19 protein-coding genes and 1 pseudogene are annotated in these 18,778 nt (G+C 65.5%); 7 read left to right on the forward strand and 13 right to left on the reverse strand.

All coding sequences use genetic code 11. The annotated features are described in order from the left end of the window. Positions 1-3 precede the first annotated feature (3 nt). The 3 genes from V4U86_RS26490 to V4U86_RS26500 are packed head-to-tail and all read left to right on the forward strand — an operon-like array spanning position 4 to position 2,242. Positions 4-846 (forward strand): phytanoyl-CoA dioxygenase family protein, encoded by an 843-nt coding sequence (locus V4U86_RS26490; RefSeq protein ID WP_395308814.1) that lies wholly within the window; start codon positions 4-6, stop codon positions 844-846. Beyond that, positions 843-1,742: a class I SAM-dependent methyltransferase gene (locus tag V4U86_RS26495; RefSeq protein WP_395308815.1), complete on the forward strand. Its 900-nt coding sequence runs from the start codon at positions 843-845 to the stop codon at positions 1,740-1,742. The genes V4U86_RS26490 and V4U86_RS26495 overlap by 4 nt, the downstream gene beginning before the upstream one ends. Next, positions 1,739-2,242 carry a nitroreductase family deazaflavin-dependent oxidoreductase gene (locus tag V4U86_RS26500; protein ID WP_395308816.1) on the forward strand — a complete coding sequence of 168 codons (504 nt, stop codon included), beginning with the start codon at positions 1,739-1,741 and terminating at the stop codon, positions 2,240-2,242. Before V4U86_RS26495 ends, V4U86_RS26500 begins: the two co-directional genes overlap by 4 nt. A 139-nt stretch (positions 2,243-2,381) precedes the next feature. Here V4U86_RS26500 and V4U86_RS26505 read toward each other — a convergent pair whose 3' ends face one another. From V4U86_RS26505 to V4U86_RS26560, 12 genes are all read right to left on the reverse strand, one after another. Continuing rightward, positions 2,382-3,275 carry a phosphatase PAP2 family protein gene (locus V4U86_RS26505; RefSeq protein WP_395308817.1) on the reverse strand — a complete coding sequence of 298 codons (894 nt, stop codon included), beginning with the start codon at positions 3,273-3,275 and terminating at the stop codon, positions 2,382-2,384. Positions 3,276-3,511: 236 nt separating this feature from the next. After that, positions 3,512-4,267 carry an SDR family NAD(P)-dependent oxidoreductase gene (locus V4U86_RS26510; RefSeq protein WP_395308818.1) on the reverse strand — a complete coding sequence of 252 codons (756 nt, stop codon included), beginning with the start codon at positions 4,265-4,267 and terminating at the stop codon, positions 3,512-3,514. Further along, positions 4,260-5,066, reverse strand: a complete 807-nt coding sequence (locus V4U86_RS26515) for an IclR family transcriptional regulator (RefSeq protein ID WP_395308819.1) — start codon at positions 5,064-5,066, stop codon at positions 4,260-4,262. The genes V4U86_RS26510 and V4U86_RS26515 overlap by 8 nt, the downstream gene beginning before the upstream one ends. A gap of 67 nt (positions 5,067-5,133) precedes the next feature. After that, positions 5,134-5,961, reverse strand: coding sequence for a 5-dehydro-4-deoxy-D-glucuronate isomerase (kduI, locus tag V4U86_RS26520; RefSeq protein WP_395308820.1), 828 nt, complete (start codon positions 5,959-5,961; stop codon positions 5,134-5,136). A gap of 17 nt (positions 5,962-5,978) precedes the next feature. Next, complete coding sequence (locus V4U86_RS26525; RefSeq protein WP_395308821.1) at positions 5,979-6,938, reverse strand: 2-hydroxyacid dehydrogenase; 960 nt, start codon at positions 6,936-6,938, stop codon at positions 5,979-5,981. A gap of 36 nt (positions 6,939-6,974) precedes the next feature. Beyond that, positions 6,975-8,057: an extracellular solute-binding protein gene (locus tag V4U86_RS26530; protein WP_395308822.1), complete on the reverse strand. Its 1,083-nt coding sequence runs from the start codon at positions 8,055-8,057 to the stop codon at positions 6,975-6,977. Next, on the reverse strand, positions 8,057-9,175 hold the full coding sequence (locus tag V4U86_RS26535; protein ID WP_395308823.1) for an ABC transporter ATP-binding protein: 1,119 nt from the start codon (positions 9,173-9,175) through the stop codon (positions 8,057-8,059). Before V4U86_RS26535 ends, V4U86_RS26530 begins: the two co-directional genes overlap by 1 nt. After that, a complete protein-coding gene (locus tag V4U86_RS26540; protein WP_395308824.1) occupies positions 9,176-10,906 on the reverse strand; it encodes an ABC transporter permease subunit in 1,731 nt (576 codons plus the stop codon). 74 nt (positions 10,907-10,980) lie between these two features. Further along, positions 10,981-11,358 carry a cupin domain-containing protein gene (locus V4U86_RS26545; protein ID WP_395308825.1) on the reverse strand — a complete coding sequence of 126 codons (378 nt, stop codon included), beginning with the start codon at positions 11,356-11,358 and terminating at the stop codon, positions 10,981-10,983. Beyond that, a complete protein-coding gene (locus V4U86_RS26550) occupies positions 11,358-12,314 on the reverse strand; it encodes a C-terminal binding protein (protein WP_395308826.1) in 957 nt (318 codons plus the stop codon). Before V4U86_RS26550 ends, V4U86_RS26545 begins: the two co-directional genes overlap by 1 nt. After that, complete coding sequence (locus V4U86_RS26555) at positions 12,311-12,919, reverse strand: bifunctional 4-hydroxy-2-oxoglutarate aldolase/2-dehydro-3-deoxy-phosphogluconate aldolase (RefSeq protein WP_395308827.1); 609 nt, start codon at positions 12,917-12,919, stop codon at positions 12,311-12,313. The genes V4U86_RS26550 and V4U86_RS26555 overlap by 4 nt, the downstream gene beginning before the upstream one ends. Continuing rightward, positions 12,916-13,869 (reverse strand): sugar kinase, encoded by a 954-nt coding sequence (locus tag V4U86_RS26560; RefSeq protein ID WP_395312225.1) that lies wholly within the window; start codon positions 13,867-13,869, stop codon positions 12,916-12,918. The genes V4U86_RS26555 and V4U86_RS26560 overlap by 4 nt, the downstream gene beginning before the upstream one ends. A gap of 548 nt (positions 13,870-14,417) precedes the next feature. On the opposite strand from V4U86_RS26560, the gene V4U86_RS26565 reads away from it, so the two are divergent. Genes V4U86_RS26565 through V4U86_RS26575 form a run of 3 tightly spaced genes read left to right on the forward strand, consistent with a single transcriptional unit; the run spans position 14,418 to position 16,763 of the window. After that, positions 14,418-15,491, forward strand: a complete 1,074-nt coding sequence (locus tag V4U86_RS26565; RefSeq protein WP_395308828.1) for a GGDEF domain-containing protein — start codon at positions 14,418-14,420, stop codon at positions 15,489-15,491. Continuing rightward, positions 15,481-15,885: a hypothetical protein gene (locus V4U86_RS26570; protein ID WP_395308829.1), complete on the forward strand. Its 405-nt coding sequence runs from the start codon at positions 15,481-15,483 to the stop codon at positions 15,883-15,885. The genes V4U86_RS26565 and V4U86_RS26570 overlap by 11 nt, the downstream gene beginning before the upstream one ends. Continuing rightward, positions 15,882-16,763, forward strand: a complete 882-nt coding sequence (locus tag V4U86_RS26575) for a TIGR03854 family LLM class F420-dependent oxidoreductase (protein ID WP_395308830.1) — start codon at positions 15,882-15,884, stop codon at positions 16,761-16,763. Before V4U86_RS26570 ends, V4U86_RS26575 begins: the two co-directional genes overlap by 4 nt. A gap of 531 nt (positions 16,764-17,294) precedes the next feature. Here V4U86_RS26575 and V4U86_RS26580 read toward each other — a convergent pair. After that, positions 17,295-17,642, reverse strand: coding sequence for a hypothetical protein (locus V4U86_RS26580; RefSeq protein WP_395312282.1), 348 nt, complete (start codon positions 17,640-17,642; stop codon positions 17,295-17,297). Here V4U86_RS26580 and V4U86_RS26585 point away from each other — a divergent pair. Continuing rightward, positions 17,559-18,010, forward strand: a pseudogene (locus V4U86_RS26585) (heavy metal translocating P-type ATPase); the annotation flags it as partial. The gene V4U86_RS26580 and the pseudogene V4U86_RS26585 overlap by 84 nt on opposite strands. Positions 18,011-18,778: the final 768 nt, after the last annotated feature.

Here is an 18,778-nt window from a genome sequence, read left to right on the forward strand (position 1 = left end):
GGCATGGGTGCGGTGAACCGTCTCGAAGACCTGCATGTAGACCGCACCGGAACCTTCACCTCCGCAGCCGCGAGCGTCACTGCAGTGCAGGACTGGATTCGCATCGCGATCCAGCAGCTGGATCGCGACGGCTACCTGGTCATGGAGGATGTGCTCGCGCAAAAGGCTTGTGCGGCTATTGCCGCAGAGCTGACGGCGTTGCTGGGGCCCACTGGGCGTAATACGTTCGAAGGGACCCGGACTCGCCGGATCTACAGTCTGTTGACCAAGACCCGGATCTGCGACGAGGTCGTGGAGCATCCGCGCGTCCTGGCACTGCTGGACCAGTTGCTGATGCCCAATTATCTGCTATCTCAACTACAGGCGATCAGTATCGGTCCGGGCCAGACCTCTCAACTCCTGCATTTCGACGACGGCATGTACCCGCTGCGTCGACCACGGCCTGCGCTCAGCGTCGCAGCCATATGGGCGATCTCGGAATTCACCAACGACAACGGAGCCACCGTTCTCATACCGGGAAGCCACCACTGGAATGATGACCGAAGACCAACAGCGGCAGATGAACTGGTGTCCATCGAGATGCCGGCCGGATCAGTGGTGGTCTTTCTCGGCACCTTGTGGCACGGTGGAGGGGCCAACAGCACAGACCGCGCTCGGCTCGCACTCACGGCACAGTATTGCCAGCCGTGGCTTCGCCCGCAGGAGGCATTCGCCCTGTCGACCCCACCAACAACGGCGGCCACCCTGTCGGAGAACATCCGCCGGATGCTGGGCTACAGCATCCACCCTCCCTTCCTCGGCATGGTCGATGGCATGCATCCCAAACGCGTTCTCCCCGTGCTGTGAATGCCCAGCGTTACGACCACACCGGGCTCACCTATCTGCAGACCCGACAACCTGATCCGCGCATCGCCGATCGGATCAATATCGCCCTGGCAGGCATGGCGTCGGTGGTCAACGTGGGCGCCGGCACCGGTTCCTATGAACCTACCCAAACCGTCTTGGCGGTCGAACCCAGCAGGGTAATGATTGCTCAACGACGCGCACCCGACATCCCCTGCGGCGGACCCGGGCCCGCCCCCGTCGCGCCAGCGATACAGGCGCGTGCCGAACAACTACCGGTCGCGACCAAATCCGTCGATGCAGCCCTAGCCGTCCTCACCGTGCACCACTGGACCGACTGGCCCCGCGGTCTCAGCGAGCTGGCGCGCATTGCACGCCGCCGCATTGTCGTTCTGACCTGGGACCACAACCTGTTCCGCCAGTTCTGGCTACTTCAGGAATATCTACCGGCCGCCGCCGAGACCGACAGGAGGCTCAGTGTGCCCATTGACGAGCTGAGGGCACTCCTGCCTCGGCATAGGGTCGAGCCCGTCGCGGTGCCCCACGATTGCGTCGACGGATTCGGCGGCGCGTACTGGCGCAGGCCCCACGCTTACCTTGACCCGACCGTGCGGGCCGGCATGTCCATGCTCGCACTGACACCCCACGAGGAAGTCGAGGCCGGCCTTGACCGGTTGCGTCTGGACATCGACAGTGGCGCCTGGTCACGACGCCACCAAGACATCCAGCACCTGGCTGAACTCGATCTGGGCTACCGGTTGGTGATCGCCGACCTATCACCGAGGGTTCCAGGCAGCGCTGCAGTGACTGCGGACGGTCGAGCAACGCAGCACGAGACGAGTCCCGCCCAGCTGCCGGCGGGCAGTGCCACCATCAAGAAGGACGGCGGACAACAGTGAATCCACTGCAGCGAATTGCTCGCCGTCCCTGGGCTTACCGATGGCTCATCCTCGCGCAACGACCGCTCATCGAGCGACTCGAACCCATGCTGCGGTGGATCACTCGGGGCCAGTTCGGTGTGCTCGATCTGGCCGGACTGCCCTGCGCGCAGATCACCGTCCCAGGCCGAAAGAGCGGTCTCTCTCGCACGGCCTCAGTGCAATACGTCCCGGATGGGGACAGCATGCTGTTAGTCGGCTCGAATTGGGGGCGCCCCGCCCACCCCTCGTGGACGGCGAATTTACAGTCTGCACAACGGGCCACGGTGCGGCGCCGCCGTGAACAGTTCACGGTCGATGTGCAGCAGCTCACCGGTAACCGCCGCGACGCGGCATGGAACACCATCCTGGCGCATTGGCCGAACTACGCTATCGCCCAACGTCTCGCCGCCAATAGACAGTTTCGGCTCTTCCTGTTGACCCCCGCGTCCGTCGAGCAGCCGCGACATGAACAGAGCTGACCCCCTCGCACATTCCTCGACGCCATAGGCTCCGAGGGCTCCCCCGGCAGCCACGACTTTCACCGGCGCCGTCGCCGAGTCCACGCGCCGGCGGCATCGGTGATCGGCTCGCGCCCGAGTTGACTGGCGACGCCCAGGTTCAAGCGGCTGCTCCTGTGCCGCGGTCCGTCACACGGGCAAGCCGTCCCCGCCCAGGGGTCACGACCTCGAGCCGGTGCCAGCTCCACCACAGCGCCAGCGCGGTCGCGACCGACCCGGCCGCGGCCAGCAGCTGGAAGGCGAGGAAGACGTTGTCGTCCGTGATGGGGTCGCGGTCGAACAGATCCCGGGTGAGCACCAGCAGGGAACCGCCAAGACCCATGGCCAGCACCAGTAGGACAACGAGCGGGGCAACGACCAAGATGAGGCGCGCACGGTGGCCACCCGCACCGACGTGGCGGATGAGCCCCTGCCGATGCAGCCACAACGCGGCCAGGGATGCCACGACGAGCACAATGCCCGCTGACCCGAGAGTATCGCTCAGGCGGTGCCACTTCGAGGTGATCGTGTACCCCGCAATTGCCACGGCCCAGCTCGCGACGACAAACATCACCACGCCACGGGTCCGCCAGGTGGCAAGCATCAGCGCGGCCGCGAGCACGCCGAGGGCAATCGCCGTGTGCCCACTGGGAAAACTGTTCTCGGTGTACCCGCCGACGGTCTCAACGAGGGCCGGGCGCGGCAGCACCACACGCTTGAGCGTCTCGACGACCAGCAGCCCGATGACCACGGTGCCGAGCGCCGCGGCGGCAAGCGGGACCGAGCGGCGCAGCAGCCCGACAACTGCGATGAGTGCGCACGCGATGGTCAGTGTGGTCACCGTGATCACCGCCAGTGCCGCATCGGACTCCGCACGCCGCTGCATACCCACCTGGTCGGCACCGCGGAGCGCGGCGTTCTCCAACGCCTGGCCTCCCGGCGTCAGCACCAGGCCCACGTAGGACGCAACCAGCACCAAGAACCCCACGCCGACCAGCAGCCACCACCGCCGCACGCACGCACGGTCTGCCGACCTGGCTCGGCTCACGAACACCGTCGGAGGCGCGTTCGTATTGTCCATACAATCACTGTGGCAAGCCCGGTCCGGCGCCGCAACAGACTGCCTGTGGGTCACCCTGCGCGACAGCCGCGTCGCCCGCCGCTGGACGGCCGGCTACCTTTCCGGTGCGATTACCGTTGGCATCAGCGATCGCTCTGCCGACGAGTTGCGTTGTGCCCCGACGCATCAAGCTAGCGCGCCAGCCAGCCGCCATCGACCGGAACCACGGCGCCGTGCAGGTACCGGGCGTCCGCTGTGGCCAGGAATGCGACCGCACCTGCGATGTCGTCCGGTTCGGCCCACCGGCCGGCCGGAATCCGCTCCGATATCTGCGCGTTGCGTGTCGCATCGGCCACCAGCGCCTCGTTCATGTCGGTGCGGACGTATCCGGGCGCGATCGCGTTGACGTTCACGCCGCGGCCGGCCCACTCGTTGGCGAAGGCCTTGGTCAGCTGCGCGACACCGCCCTTGCTGGCGGCGTACCCGGGCACGGTCACCCCGCCCTGGAAACTCAACAGTGAGGCGATGAAGACGACATTGCCCGAACCCCGCGCCACCATGTCACGGCCGAGCTCCCGGGTCAGGATGAACGGCGCAGTGAGGTTCACCGCGAGGACTTCGTCCCACAGGTCGTCACCGTGCAGTTCGGCCGGGGCGCGCCGATTGATGCCGGCGGCGTGTACGAGGATGTTGATCCGGTGATTCCGGACCGACTCGATGGCTGCATAGACCTCGGGGCGCGAGCCCAACTCGGCGGCAACGGGTGTGAACGCCTGACCGGCAGCCCGCACCGCAGCCGCGCAGTCGGCCAACGAGGATGCCGTGCGCGCGATTCCGATGATGTCCGCACCGCCGCGGGCGAGCCGGACCGCGATGGCCAGGCCGATGCCCCGGCTGGCACCGGTGACCACCGCGGTGCGGCCGGAGAACGGTTCAGTGTCAGCCATCGCCGTCGGTCCGGGCCGAGCTGCGGTGACCGAGCTGATGCGAGATGGCTGCAGCCGCGACGACAACTGCGCTGCCCAATCGGTCGTCGGTGTCGGTGTCCACCCGGTCAGCCGGACCAGCGATGCTGACCGCCGCGGTGACCGCACCGGTGTGGTCGAAGATCGGCGCCGCAAACCCACGGATCCCGATCCGATTTTCCTCATCGTCGACTGCATAGCCGCGGTCTCTCGACCGTGATATCTCGATGTCCACCGCAGCACGGTCGATCACGGTGTTCGCGGTGCGGGGCACGAAAACGTCGGGCAGATGATCGGCCAGCACGTCGGGCTCCATCCAGGCCAGAATCGCCTTGCCGATCGCCGTGGCGTAGGCGGGCACCGCCGTGCCGACCCGACTGAAGATGCGCACCGGTTGTGGTGAGTCGACAACCTCGATGTACACCACGTCGTGACCGGTGACGACCCCCAAGTGCGCCGTCTCGCCGGTCTCAGCGACCAGCGCCCGCATCTGGGGCAGAGCCACCCGACGAAGGTCCAACCGGCTCAGATACTCCGAACCGAGTACGACGTTCGCGACACCGAGGGTATACACGCCCAGTTCGTCGTTGTATGCCAGGAAGTTCCGCGCGACCAACGTGCGTAGCATCCGTTGGGTGGTCGGCTTGGCGTAGCCGAGGATGCTGCTGCAGGCCGCCAACGTCAGCCCGGGCGGCGGCGCCTCGGCGACCTGCAGGAGCACCTGCAGCGCCCGGTCGAGGCTCTGCGTCCCCGCGATGGGTTCCGCGTCCCTGCTTGTCATCTGACCGCTCCCCTCACCTCAGACGGTTCACCTGGCCGGCCGTGCCGGTGCATCAGTATCGATGCGATCAGCACAGATCGCATATCGAGACATGGTCCATATCGGTGAAAGGCTGATTCTCGCCGGCCATAACCCAGACGAACGTGTAGTTCGAGGTGCCTGCGCCGAAATGCACGGACCAGCTGGGTGAGACGACCAGGTCCAGGTTGCTTGCGGTGAGTGGCCGCAGTTCGTCGGGCTTACCCATGAAGTGCTGGATACGGTCTGCCTCAGGAAGATCGAAGTACAGGTAGGCCTCGGTGCGCCGGTCATGCAGATGCGGCGGCATGGTGTTCCAGACGCTGCCCGGTTCCAGCGCGGTGATGCCCAGCACCAGTTGGGCGGTCGGCACCCCGCCCGGCTGCAGGTGCTTGTAGATGGTGCGCCGGTTAGCGGTCTCCAACTCCCCGGCCGACGTCGCGTCGGCATCGGCGAGGGTGACCAGTGCATGCGGGTGCCGCACATGTGCCAGCGCCGAAGCCAGGAAGAGCGCACTGTCGGCCTCCGTTCCGGAGAACGCGATGTCGGCTGCGCCCCGACCCAGATACAGAACGTCCCCCTTGTCCAGGTCCCACTCCCGGCCGTCGGCGCGCACCCGGGACTTGCCGGCAACGGCGACGACTGCGAGTTCCCTTCGGTCACAGAACTGTTCGGCGCGCAGCGCGGCGGGCGTCGGTAACGCCAGCCATTCGCCCACGGGGGGCACCACGCCGCCCAACACCATCCGGTCGTGATGGGTGTAGGTCAGCCGGACCTCCCCGGCCGCGAACAGGTCGTTGTTGAGGAACCGGTCGCGCAGCTGCTGACCGCTGAGTGCGGCGACGTCGTCGGGGTGGGTGGCGTACTGGATCTTCACGAAATTCTCTCTGTCTGTCAGACGATGACGTTGGTGGGGGTGCCGGCCGCGAAGGCCAGGATGTTCTCGCCGGCAAGGCGGAACACATCGTCGGCCTCATCGGTGTGGAAGCCGACGTGTGCTGATAGCACGGCGTTGGCCCCGGCCGGCGGCAGTGACTCCGGCAGGGGTGGTTCCTCGGTGAATACATCGATACCTGCCCCGAAAATGGCCTGCCGGGAAAGGAGTTCGTTCAGTGCGACATTGTCGACGATCTCCGCACGGGCGGTGTTCACCAGGATTGCATTCGGCCGCAGTCGCTCCAAGAGCGGGCGGGAGATCAGCCCGTCGGTATCGGCGCTGTGCGTCAGGTGCAGCGACACCACATCCGAGGTCGCGAACAGTTCGTCGAGTTCGACACGCCGGGCGCCCAGACGTTCATCGCGGGCGGTGTCGGCCGTGCGTGACCAGTACACGACCTCCATCCCGATCCCGTTCCCCAGCGCGATCATCCGGCTGCCGATCGCACCGGCGCCGACGACGCCGAGCCGGCGGCCCGCCAGCTTGAGTCCTTGGTTCTTCTCCCACCGACCGTCACGGACGATCTTGTCCCCCTCTACGATCCGGCGGGCGGCGGCAAACACCAATCCCAACGCATGCTCGGCGACGCTCTGGCTGGCGAAGTCCGGGACATTGGTCACGGTGACACCGCACTCGGCGGCCTCGTCCATCGCGACGAACCGGCGGGCGCCGGTCCCGACGAAACTGACCAGTTTGAGCGAGGGGTTGGCCCGCAGCAGGCCCGCCGGGACCGGCCCCTGGTCGCCGATCACGTACAGCCCGTCGTATCCGGCGGCCCGGGCGATCGTCGCATCGGTGTCGGCGAACGACTCTTCGAACCAGTCGAACTGGTGTCCCGCCGCGCGCAGCGGAGTCACGACATCACGCTCGACGAGATCACGGTACTGCGATTCACCGTCGATGCAGACGATTTTCATGTTTGTTCCCAACGTGTTCGAGGATCGAAGCGTTATCTACTGGCCGACCCAGCGGTTGAACTGGTCCACCACCGCGTCGAGGTTGGTCGCGTAGTAGTCGGTGTTCTGCGGAATGGCATCGACGACGTTGTCACCGATGGGCAGGAATGGCCGAACCTCGGCGGGGAAGTCCTCGGGTTTGACATCCTTCACCGAAGCGGGAATCGGGGTCGGGATCTTGGATGCGAACGCAACCTGGCCGGCGGTGTTGTCGATGACGTTGGCCAATAGCTCCTGGGCGGCAGCCTTGTTGGGCGCGTCGGCGGGGATGGCCCAGACACTGTTGGAGAACCCGGCGCCGTTCCAGCTGATCTCCATCGGGAATCCGTTGTCCATCTTGGCGACGGTGGCACGGTTGGCCCACAGGATGCCGATATCGCACGACCCGTTCTCGAAGGATTCGATGGACTGCGCACCGCTTGTCCACCAAGCGATGTCCGACTTGATCTCGTCGAGTTTGGTCAGGGCACGATCGACATCGAGGGGGTACAGCTCAGTCGGTGCCACACCGTCAGCCAGGAGCGCGGCCTCCAGTGTCCACCCGTACTGCGGGTTGTTGAAGAAACAACGCTTGCCCGGGAACTTGGCCGTGTCCCAGAGGTCGCTCATCGAGGTGGGCGCCGCTGGGTAGGCGTCACCGTCCCAGGCCAGCACCATGCCGAAGGTGCCGACCTGGATGCCATGGGCGTCGTAACTGCCCTCGGTGAGCTTGTCCACCGGCACGGTCGCGGTATCGATCTCGGCGAGATAACCTGCCTCGGCGGCATTTCGGGCGTCGTTGACGGTCGGGAAGAACACCAGGCTCCACGGCACCTGGCCAACCTCGGCGGCGCCGAAGAACTTGGTCGCCGCCTCGTTGTAGTCGTCGGTGACAGTGACTCCGCTGGCGGCGGTGTAGTCGGCGAACAGCGTCGCGTCCAGCTGGGTCCAGACGTCACCGCCACTGGTGTCATAGAACAGGATGTCCCCGCCGCCGGCTGCCGAGTCCTCCGAGCCGCCGGATCCGCATGCCGTCACAGCCAGCGCGGTGACGGCCAGCGCCGCCCCGATCTTGCGAGCCCGATTTCCTTTGGTTGTCATCACTTTCCTGCTTCCGTGGTGTGTGTGCGGGGGATGAGTGCTGCATGGCCGGTCCGGACGCAGGCGCCGACGGTCTCACCGGTGCGGGGTACGGGGCCGTACGGATCGAGATCGGCGGTGATCTCCATGCCGTCGATGCTGATGTGCACGCTGTGACGTTGCCCGAGGAATCGGGATACCGTGACCTCCCCGCGGCCGATGAGGTCATAACCCTCGGCCGGAGCGGTGTCACACAGCGAGATCTGTTCGGGCCGCACCACGCAGGTGGCGGCCGCACCGGTGACCAGATCCGTTGCCTTGGCATGTATCCGGTGCTCGCCCCGGGCCACGTGGAAGGTGTCCGCGGACCGTTGGAGGATGTCCACGTCGAGCAGGTTGGCCTGGCCGAGGAACCGTGCCACGAAGAGGTCCTGCGGCGCCCGGTAGATGTCTTCCGGTCGCCCGATCTGGCAGATCCGGCCGTCGCGCATAACGCCCATCCGGTCGGAGAGGATGAAGGCTTCGTCCTGGTCGTGCGTGACGTAGATGGCGGTGGTGTTCGACTGCTGCTGAATGCGGCGGACTTCGGCGCCCAGATCTTGGCGAAGGGCCCGGTCGAGCGCCCCGAGCGGCTCGTCGAGCAGCAGCACCCGGGGACCCTGCGCGAGCGCCCGGGCGAGCGCGACCCGCTGCTGCTGACCACCGCTGAGCTGGCTGGGTGGCCGGTCACCGAGGCGCTCCAGCGCGACGAGTTCCAGCATCTCCTTGACTCGGCGGCTGCGCGCCGCGGCGTCCATGCGCCGCACCTTCAGTCCGTATTCGATGTTCTGCGCGACGGTCAGATGCGGGAACAGCGCGTAGTTCTGGAACACGAACCCGATATCGCGACGCTGGGTGGGCACCCGGGTCACATCGGTGCCGTCGATGTCGACCCGTCCGCGGGTGGCGTCGAGCAGTCCGGCGATGATGCGCAGCAGGGTGGTCTTTCCAGATCCGCTGGGCCCCAACAGCGTGAAGAACTCGCCGGCGCGCACATGCAGGTCGGTATCATCGAGCGCGGGCTTGCCGTGGTAGTCCAATCCCACCGCGGTGGCGGTGACTTCGCCGCGGGACACACCGGCGGACTCAGTTGTACCCATCTATGACTCCTGAATCCTCGGGGCACGTCGGTTCCGTGCCACGGTGATGACCCCGCGGATGGCGAGGATGATGACGACGGCGACGACCAACAGTGATGCGACCGCGGGCACGGTGGGGACGATGCCGCTCTCCAGGTATTTGTAGATCGTGACCGGCAGGGTCTTGGTGGGGCCGGTCTGCAGGAACAGCGCGAGCACCACCTCATCCCACGAGGTCACGAACGCGATGACGAATGCGCCTGCGACACTGGGCAGAATCCCCTGCACGACGATGGTCCAGAACGCTCGGGTCCGCGATGCGCCGAGGGTCCAGGCCGCCTGTTCGAGGCCAGAGTCGGATCCGTTCATGGCGGCGGCGATCAGCGCGAACGACAGCGGTGCGGCGATGACGGTGTGCGCCAGGATCAGCCCCCACACGGTGCCGGTGATCCCCAGTTGCAGTTGCACGTCGTACATCCCGATCGCGAGCAGGATGGCCGGCGTGATGATGGGTGCGAAGGCCAACCCGGAGATCACAGCCTTGCCGACAGTTGACGTCATCGAGCGCATCACGTGGGCGAGGACCAGCCCGATTGCCACCGAGATGATTCCGGCGCCGGCACCGACGATCAGGCTCTGCCCGATCGGCCCGAGCCAGGTCTGGGAGGTGAAGACCTGCGCGTACCACTGCAGGGTGAAGCCGCGCGGCGGGAAGACGACGGTCCCGGTCTCGCCGACCGACAGCGGGAAAACGAACAGCACGGGGATGACCAGCACCGCAATGGTGAGTGCCGACAGCGCCGCCGAGATGGCCATCGGGACCGACCAGCGGAACGGTTGTTCGGCGCTGACGCCCTTGACCTGAACCGATCCGACGCCCACCTTGAACTCGCCGGTGAGCCGGACGACCGCGATGTAGCAGATGACCGTGGCGATCAGCAGCAGGATGCCCATCGCGCTGGCGATCGCCCACCGGAACACATCGATCTGCTGCTGGATGTAGACCGAGATGGTCTGCTCGGTCGGTCCGCCGAGGATGGCCGGCACCAGGAAGAAGCCCAGCGCCAGGATGAAGATCAGCAGTCCACCGCTGATCAGCGAGGAACGGATGAGCGGGAGGTACACGGTGAAGAAGCTGCGGGACGCCGATGCGCCCATGGTGCGGGCGGCCAGCAACAGGTTGTTGTCGACCGCCACCATTCCCGCGTAGAGCACCAGGATCATGTAGGGCAGCAGGTACATCACCGTGCCGATCAAGGTGCCGACCGGCGTGTACAGCAGGGTCAGCGGGCCGAATCCGAGCGCGATGGACAGCTGGTTCAGCGGGCCGTTCGGGCTCAGGATGGCGGTGACCGAGAACAGTCGCACCACGATCGAGATCCAGAACGGCACGAGGACGAGTAGCAGCACCAGCATCGCGGTGCGGCGCTTCAGCCGGGAGATGAAGTAGGCCGTCGGAAAGGCCAGCAGGATCGTGATCAGCGTCGAGTTGACCGCGAGCAGCACGGTGCGCCACTCCACGAGCAGCAGGAAGTCGTCCTGGAAGAGTTGAAGGTAGGCCCCGAAGCTCCATCTGGGCGCGGAGGCGTCGAAGCGACCATTTTCGCTGATGCTGCGCAGGAACACAGTCAGGATCGGCCAGAGGAAGAAGATCGCGTAGATGACGACCACCGGCGCGAGCAGGCCGATCCGCAGACCGCGGGTACCGAGCGCCGATCGGCGTGTGTCCGGCATGATGGCGTTGACAGCCATTTCCTCACCTCCTCAGATTTTGGAACAACGTACCAAGATTGTGTTTCCGATATGTGTCGTTTCGATGACTCCGGTTAATTCATTGCCTGCGTTGATGATTCGGTGTAGATCGTGTAGATCTTGCGCACCGTCGCGGTCACGTTCCACTCCCCGCTCCAGCCCGGCCGCAGCGACACCGTGACGCCCGGGGCGATCTCGGTGGTGCTGCCGTCGGAGTGCGTCAGGATGCCCGAGCCGGTCAGGAAATGCATCACCTCGCCGATGCCGGTCTTGGTCGACAGGAACCTTCCCGGGGTCACCTCCCACACCCCGACCTCGACTCCGGGGGTGACGGCGATGACGTGTTCCGCGCAGCGTGGATCGCCTTCGAGCACCCGCGCCGGGGGGTCGGAAGGACCCAACGGCACCGATTCCGGGTCGAGGGCGGAGAACAGGAGCGAACCGGGTTCCATCATGGGGCCTTTCGGGTGAGAGCGGTGCGATTGACGATGGACGGCGCCCCTGCTCCGGTGAGGACCGCCGCGCAGCGAGCAGCCAACATGCCGCGCAAACGCGGCTCGGAGCGTTCCGAGTACCACGCGATGTGGTTGGTGACCAACAGGTTCGGGGCGATCAGGGCCGGGTCGTCGACCGCCGGCGGTTCGGTCTCCAGGACATCGAGTGCGGCACCGGCGAGCCGCCCGGTCATCAGGGCGTCGGCCAGGGCGTGGGTGTCCACCAGCCCGCCGCGCGAGACGTTCACCAGGTGAGCGGTGGGCTTCATCAGGGCCAGCGCTTCGGCGTCGATCAGGTGGTGGGTGGCCGCGCTGAGCGGCAGGTGCAGGCTGACCACGTCGGACTCCGCGAGCACATCGGCCAGCGGAAGGCCGGTGATCGAACCGAAGTCCTCGACGTAGGGGTCATAGGCGATGATCCGGCCGAAGAACGGCGCCAGCCGATGCGCCGTCGCCCGCCCGATCTGACCCAGGCCGAGCACACCGAGGGTGCACTCGGACAGCGCGGGAATGGGCGTCAACTCGCGCCATCGGCTCCAACCATCCGATTGCACAAGCTGATTCGCCGGATGTATGCGGCGCACAGACGCCAGCGCCAGTGCAGCCGCGTGCGTGGACACCTCCTCGTCGCAGTAGTCCGGGACGTTGACCACGGGGATGCCACGCGCGGTGGCCGCATCTATGTCGATGGTGTCGTAACCCACCCCGTAACGTCCGATGACCCGCCAGTTCGGGTGAGCGTCCATCTCGTCGGCGCCGATGGCGGCGAACTGGACGAGCACGCCGTCGGCGTCGCGGGCCCGGTCAACGTCGACGCGGGCGTCGAACACGTCGACGCCCGCCCCCGCGGCTGCGCCGGCTTCGACGTCGATGTCGCCGTAGGCGGTGTCGAGCACCGCCAGCGAGATGGTCATGAATAGGCCGCCTTCACAAGAGATTCGGTCAGTACACGGACTTCGTCGGGATCGGTCGATGCCGCGATCGCGCCGCCCATGCCGACAATGCGCACCCCGGCCTTCAGGTATTCGGGCACGGTGTCGATCGAAATGCCGCCGGTGGCGAGGAATTCGGCCTCCGGAAACGGCGCCAACAGGTCGCGCACATACCCGGGACCGAATCGGGCCGCCGGAAACAGCTTCAGCAGTGGCGCGCCGCGCTGCAACGCCTCATCGACCTCGGTGGGCGTCAGCACCGCAGGGATGTGCAGGACGCCGTGGGCACGGGACCACTCGGCGACCTCGGGCGCGGCGGACGGCGAGATGAGGTATTCGGCGCCGGCGTCGACGGCGGCCGTGGCCTGCGCAGCGGTCCGGACGGTGCCCGCGCCGACCAGCAGGTGCGGATGACGATCCCGGAACCGGGCGATCGTGACGGCGGCATCCCTGGCGACCAGGCTGACCTCGATCACCCGCAGGCCGCCGTCGGCGAAAGCGTCCAACACTGCGTCGGCGATACCCTCGGACCGCACCAGCACCAGGGCACGCTCGGCGCGGAGACGGTCGAGCACAGCCGGGGTCATCGGACCATCGCCGCGGCGGGATCGGCCAGCACCGAACGCAATTCACGTTCGGAGAAGGCGGCGATGTCGCCGGTGACCGTGCACGCCATGGCCGCCAGCGCAGTTCCGGCGGCGAGCGCATCCGGCGCCGCATGTCCGGCGGTCAGACTCCAGACCAGTCCCGCGGTGAAGGCGTCGCCGGCGCCGAAGCGGTCGATGACGATGGTCGCCGGAGCCTCGACCGAACACTGGGTATCGGCGCTCGCGGCGGACGCGCCGTTGGAACCGTCGGTCATCACGACCAGCTCGGCCTGCGGTGCGTGGTCATCGCGCAACGCCTCGGCGCTGTGCGCGTCGAACAGGCGGGCGGCGTCGCGGCGTGCACAGATGACGACATCGGCGGATCGCAGGAGTGGCGCCAGCGCCGGTGCGGCGACCTCGGGCGGCCACAGCAGTTCCCGGTGGTTCACGTCCAGGACGATCCGTATTCCGCGCTCCAGCCCGCCGTTCACCAGACGCCGCAGTTCGTCGGCCGGCCCCTGTCCCAGGGCCGCCGTGATGCCACTGATGACCAAAGTGTCGACATCATCCAATACCGCTGCGGTGAAGGTTGATTCGGTGAATGCGCTGCCGGCGCGGTCATAGGTCACCTGATGTGCCCGCGGCGGTCCCGCATGTTCGACGAAGTACAGCCCGAGACGGGCATCCGGCACCCGCCCTACATGGTCGACCAGAACGCCGCGCGAACGCAGTTCGGTGACCACCCGCTCGCCGAGGGTGGTGTCGGGGACCGCGCTGATGTACCGCGACCGTCGGCCCAGTGCAGCCAGCGCGATCGCCACGTTGAGTTCTGCGCCACCGACCGCCAGGTCGAGGTGGCCGGCTCGGTCGAGTCGGTTGCCTGCGCCCACGCCGAGTCGCAACAGCGGTTCGCCGAAGGTGGCGACCAAGGGGTTGGGTGTTGGGACCATCACCAGCCTTTCATAATTTGGTACACCGTTCCATAATTGTCGAATGTCGTCAACGGTAGGGACTGCCCGCAGGCCCTTCTATCGGTCGATGACCACTACGAGCCCCACCAGCCACCCACAGCGGAGGCTTCAGCCATAGACTCGAAATCGACTGCACTGCAATTGAACTATCGTCTGCGATGACGCCGCCGAGTCGTTCTTCGCCTACTGCAAGGCGGCCTTCCCGCCGGCCACGAACTGCAACCGATCGAGGGATACCGGCTGACGGCACGATCGTCACACTGAACGCGTCCTGCCGTACTCGCGCGCCTCACCTCCAGCTGGGTCGATGGCTGCGGATCTACTGACGCATGAGATAGTTTTTGCTGGAAAAGGTGATGCTGCGCCTCCAACAGCAGGAACCATCGGCTCGTGTTGTCACTGCGCGCAGGATCGACGAGATAGCTGCGCAACGGGTGCCACGGGGAGGTTGTCGGGTGCGAGTCCGAGCACAGACGCGTGGGAACCGCGCCTGCACGCAGGTTGTCGGCCAGTGGTGGCGTGAACCGGTGGACTATGCCGGATACGTTCGCTACTTTGCCGACCGCGGTCTCGCCAGGGCCATACAACTCACCATCAGCGGCATCCTCGGATGCGTCTCCGTCTTCGCCATGATCGTGCTGCTGCCCGCGGCCTCGGCTTCTCCCACCTCGATGACGATCGTGTTCCTGTTCGCCGGGGTCGGTCTGTTCTGGGCAGTGATGTGGTGGGCCCGTCCATGGCCGACGCATTGGCAATCACGTGCCTTCATCGTGTCGGCCGACCTCGGGATCGCCGCGATCGCGCTGATGAGTTCAAATTGGCTCGTCGGCCTGTTCGCCTACCACTGCTTTGCCTTGGTATCGGCGTACCTGGTGTTCCTTGACGGACCAAAGGCCCTTGCCGCACACAACGCAGTCGTCCTGATCGCCCTCATCGTCTTCATCGTTCTCAACATCGATGAGGGCAGGATCGCCGACCGGACCTCCGCGGGCATCATCATCGGGGCGGCGATTCCCGTTGCGGCGGTGACAGTGGTGCTACTGGTCGGCATCCAATTGCTCCGCAACGACGCCAACAAGTCGACCACCGATCCCATGACGGGTCTACTGAACCGCCGAGGGCTGTATCTGCACTTCCGAGGGCTACTGCACCGCAACGAAACGTCCGGTCACCTTGTAACCGTCATCGTCGCCGACCTCGACCAGTTCAAAGCCATCAACGACACATTCGGCCACGCCGAAGGAGACAGCATCCTCATTCGCAGCGCTCAACGGATCAGAACTGCTGTCAGCAGTAACGCACTGGTGGCCCGCATGGGTGGCGAGGAATTCGTTGTCGTCGACATCACCACCCCAGGCCAAGACAGCCAAATCGCAGAAGCGATCAGACGTGCACTCAGCGAAGCCGATGACGTGCCAACAGTCACCGCCAGTCTGGGCGTACACACCCGCGAGCGCGCTCGTCTCGCTGACCCGGCCGACGATCCCACGCGGGTCCTCGACGAGGCGATCACCCATGCCGATCGGGCGATGTTCCGCGCCAAACGTGCCGGCGGCAATACGACTTGCCACGACCGACAATCGCATGCTGATGAGGCGTGAGCAATCCTGTTCGATCGCCGGCATGGCCGCCGCGTGCCGCAGCGGCGTGGTCGTCGTCTTCACCTCGTCTTCGGGCGGAGTGCACGACGCCTACGGCATCCCCCAAAGCCGCTGTCGACAACATGGCCGCCGACTTCAACGAGTGTGGCATTGCCACGGTTTCGATACTGCCGAGACCCCAGAATTGACCGGTCACGTGATCTGGAGTCTCTTCACCGACCCGTCGCTCATGAGTGTCAGCGGACGCGCGCTCATCGGAGCGGAAGTCGCCGACTCCGGACGCTCGGCAGACGTACATCATGAAGGGACGATCTGCGGCGGGAAAGGTGTTGGAACCATGGTCGAGTTGTTTTCCGTGCACACACCCGCTGTTGCCTCGAAGGAGTCCGCGTGAAGATCCGGTTCGGAGTCGGCCTCGGCGCCGAGGTGGCGCCCGCACAATTCGCCGACATCGTCGACCGACTGGAGACCAGCGGGGTCGATTCGCTGTGGCTGTCCGAGTTGGTGTACTCGCAGGCGATCGATCCGTTCGTCGGTATGACGTACGCGCTGGCGCGCACCGCCCGTTTGAAGGTCGGCACGTCGGTCGCAGTGCTGCCGGGCAGGCATCCCGTGTTGGTCGCCAAGCAACTCGCATCGCTGGCCGCCCTGGCACCCAAGAGGGTGCTACCCGTGTTCGGACTCCAGCCGGCAATTCCCGCGGAGCGGGATGCCTTCGTGGTGCCCAAGGGGGAACGCGGGGCCGTGTTCGACGAGTCGTTGCGGCTGTTGAGAACCGCGCTCGACAACACCGGTGAAACGTTCGACGGCGACTACTTCCACGCCCGCGACATCGACGTCTTGCCAAAATCTGCCGCCCGCGTCGACATCTGGCTCGGCGGCCAGTCACCGGCCGGGTTCCGTCGGATCGGCACGTACGCGGACGGCTGGCTGGGCAGTTTCGTCACTCCAGATGAGGCGCGCGCCGCACGGCTTACCATCGCGGAGGCGGCGGACGCTGCCGGCCGCGAGGTACCCGACGACCACTACGGCATCAGCCTCGCAGTGGGTGACGGCGAGCTCCCCCAAGCGGTCGTCGCCGCGATCCGCAAACGCCGACCCGATCTGGACCCCCACGAGCTCGTGGCGTCGAGTTGGACTCAGCTGCACCGCCAAATCGACGAATACGTCGCTGCCGGATTGTCGAAGTTCGTCATCCGGCCTGCTGGTGACATCTCGATCGACGACTTCCTCGACAGCTTCGTCACCGAACTGCTGCCCCGCGAGAACTGACCCATGCGCGGCACGCGTTGCGGTCGAGCTCCCCGCTGTCCGGGGTCGAGTTCTCGACGGGTATCGAGCCCACGGGTGGTGTGGTGACTACAAGTGTCGATTGCCAAACTCGATGGCACACGCGACGCTCACCAGCTGGCCGTTTGCAGCATCCGCCACGGAGATTGCACAGCAGGTTTTGTCATCTCGGTGTCAAAAATTGGAACGGTAAAGTTGTATAAGAACTTTGAGCGAGGGCTCGTTCAGAACTTGGACAGCGCCGGTCGCCCCAGAGTTATTGCTTAGCTGTCATGTTGTGGTCTGCGACGCAACTATTCTCCACCCCAGCGCCGCGGCAGAGTTGGCGACCTGCCGGATGGTGAACAACTCACCGCTGATTTTGGGCCACCAGTTTATTCGAATCATCTCGGCACGAAGCATACTCACCGATCAGCAGCGCTGATCAAGTTGGATTGATCAGCACACCACCACTTACCGAGGTCGTCAACGAGGGGAAGGTAATACCGGGCCGACGACGCTCCCAAGTGCCTGTCACAGCTCAAACTCTGTGACAGAGGGCAGTTTGCGCAGGATGCCAGCGACCAAGTCCTCGGACACTCGATGGTCATCGAACGCGGTGATCGCACCGTTGCTGCCCAGCATCGCCGGTGAACCACATGCTTGCATGATACCCCCATGGGGTATACATTCTCTTATACCCCCAGGGGGTATTGATCGAGGAGGAGTGGAGCGCAGATGGGCACGACGACCGACACCGAGATCGATGCCGCCGCGCAATGGCGCGCCGATGGCGCCATCGAGGTCGTCATGATCACCTGAGACGCCGATGCCGTCTCCCGCACCGTCGGCGGCATCGACCGCTTCTTCGCTGGCGTCCATGCAGGAGACCAAGCATCGAAAGTCACTGCGCTGCAACATGCCAGCAAGAAGGTCGCCATGGTCGGCGACGGCGTCTTGGCCAGCTCAGACCCGCGTTCTGTGCTATCGGTGATCGACTTGTCCCGTGCCGGCTACCGCAAGATGCAATAGAACCTGTGGTGGGCGCCGGGTACCACCTCGAGTCGGTACCTCTGGCGGCCGGGATCCTGGCCTCGGTCGGCTTCGTGCTGCCGATGTCGATCAACGCCGTCCCGATGTCGCTGTCGACCATTGTCGTCGCACTCAACGCACAACTGTTGCGGCGCCTGGATCTTCGACCCGAAGTCAGCACCGACTCCGTCCTACCGCCCGAGTCGGACATCACATAGAAGGCGGTGGGGACCGGATGGAAGCGGGACCCCGCCCTGACAACCCCAACGCGAATGGAGACCCCATTGAAAAGAACTGCCTCGGCAATCGTATCCGGATTAGCCATAGCCGGCGCGCTGAACTTGGCCAGTCCAGCTGTGGCGAGCGCGGCCGATCCGGCTCCCCCGTCAACCGAGCAGGGAGGTGCAACCAACCTTGACCAGGCCACGCCAGTAAAAGGAGTCCGGCTTGGTCAACCAAAGTCGGTTGATACGGCCATCATAAGGTTGAAGGCACAAGGGTTTCAGGTCATCTTAGGCAAGACGGGTGCCGCACCCTCGGCCCAGTGCTCTGTCCGCGCAGTTCGTCCGGGTACCAAGATGACGGGGCTCCGCCTCAACGACCGTGATCGCCCGTTCGATCGCGCACTTACCAACACCATCTACGTCGACGCCGACTGCTGAGCAAATGTGTCTCGCGTGAGATATTTTGTTGTCACACTGAGCTTATCGGTCACGACACGGTAGGTTGGCACGGCCGCCGGCTGCCACGGCGACCGGTGATCATTGTGGTCGGCTTCCAGCATTCCGGTGCGCTGTCGGATGGGCCGATACCGGCGTAGTGAACAACGGACCCAACGGAACCGCCGAGCGCACGACTTAGCTCGCACTCGGCGAATACTCAGGAGGTCCCCGGGTCCAGTGTCATACCCCTGTGGGGTACCATCGCTTCATAACACCTGCCCGTCTTAAGAGTTCCCCCGCGGTCTTCCTTGTCAGGCATCGGTG

The organism is Mycobacterium sp. AMU20-3851, assembly GCF_043974665.1.
Classification (GTDB): Bacteria; Actinomycetota; Actinomycetes; order Mycobacteriales; family Mycobacteriaceae; genus Mycobacterium.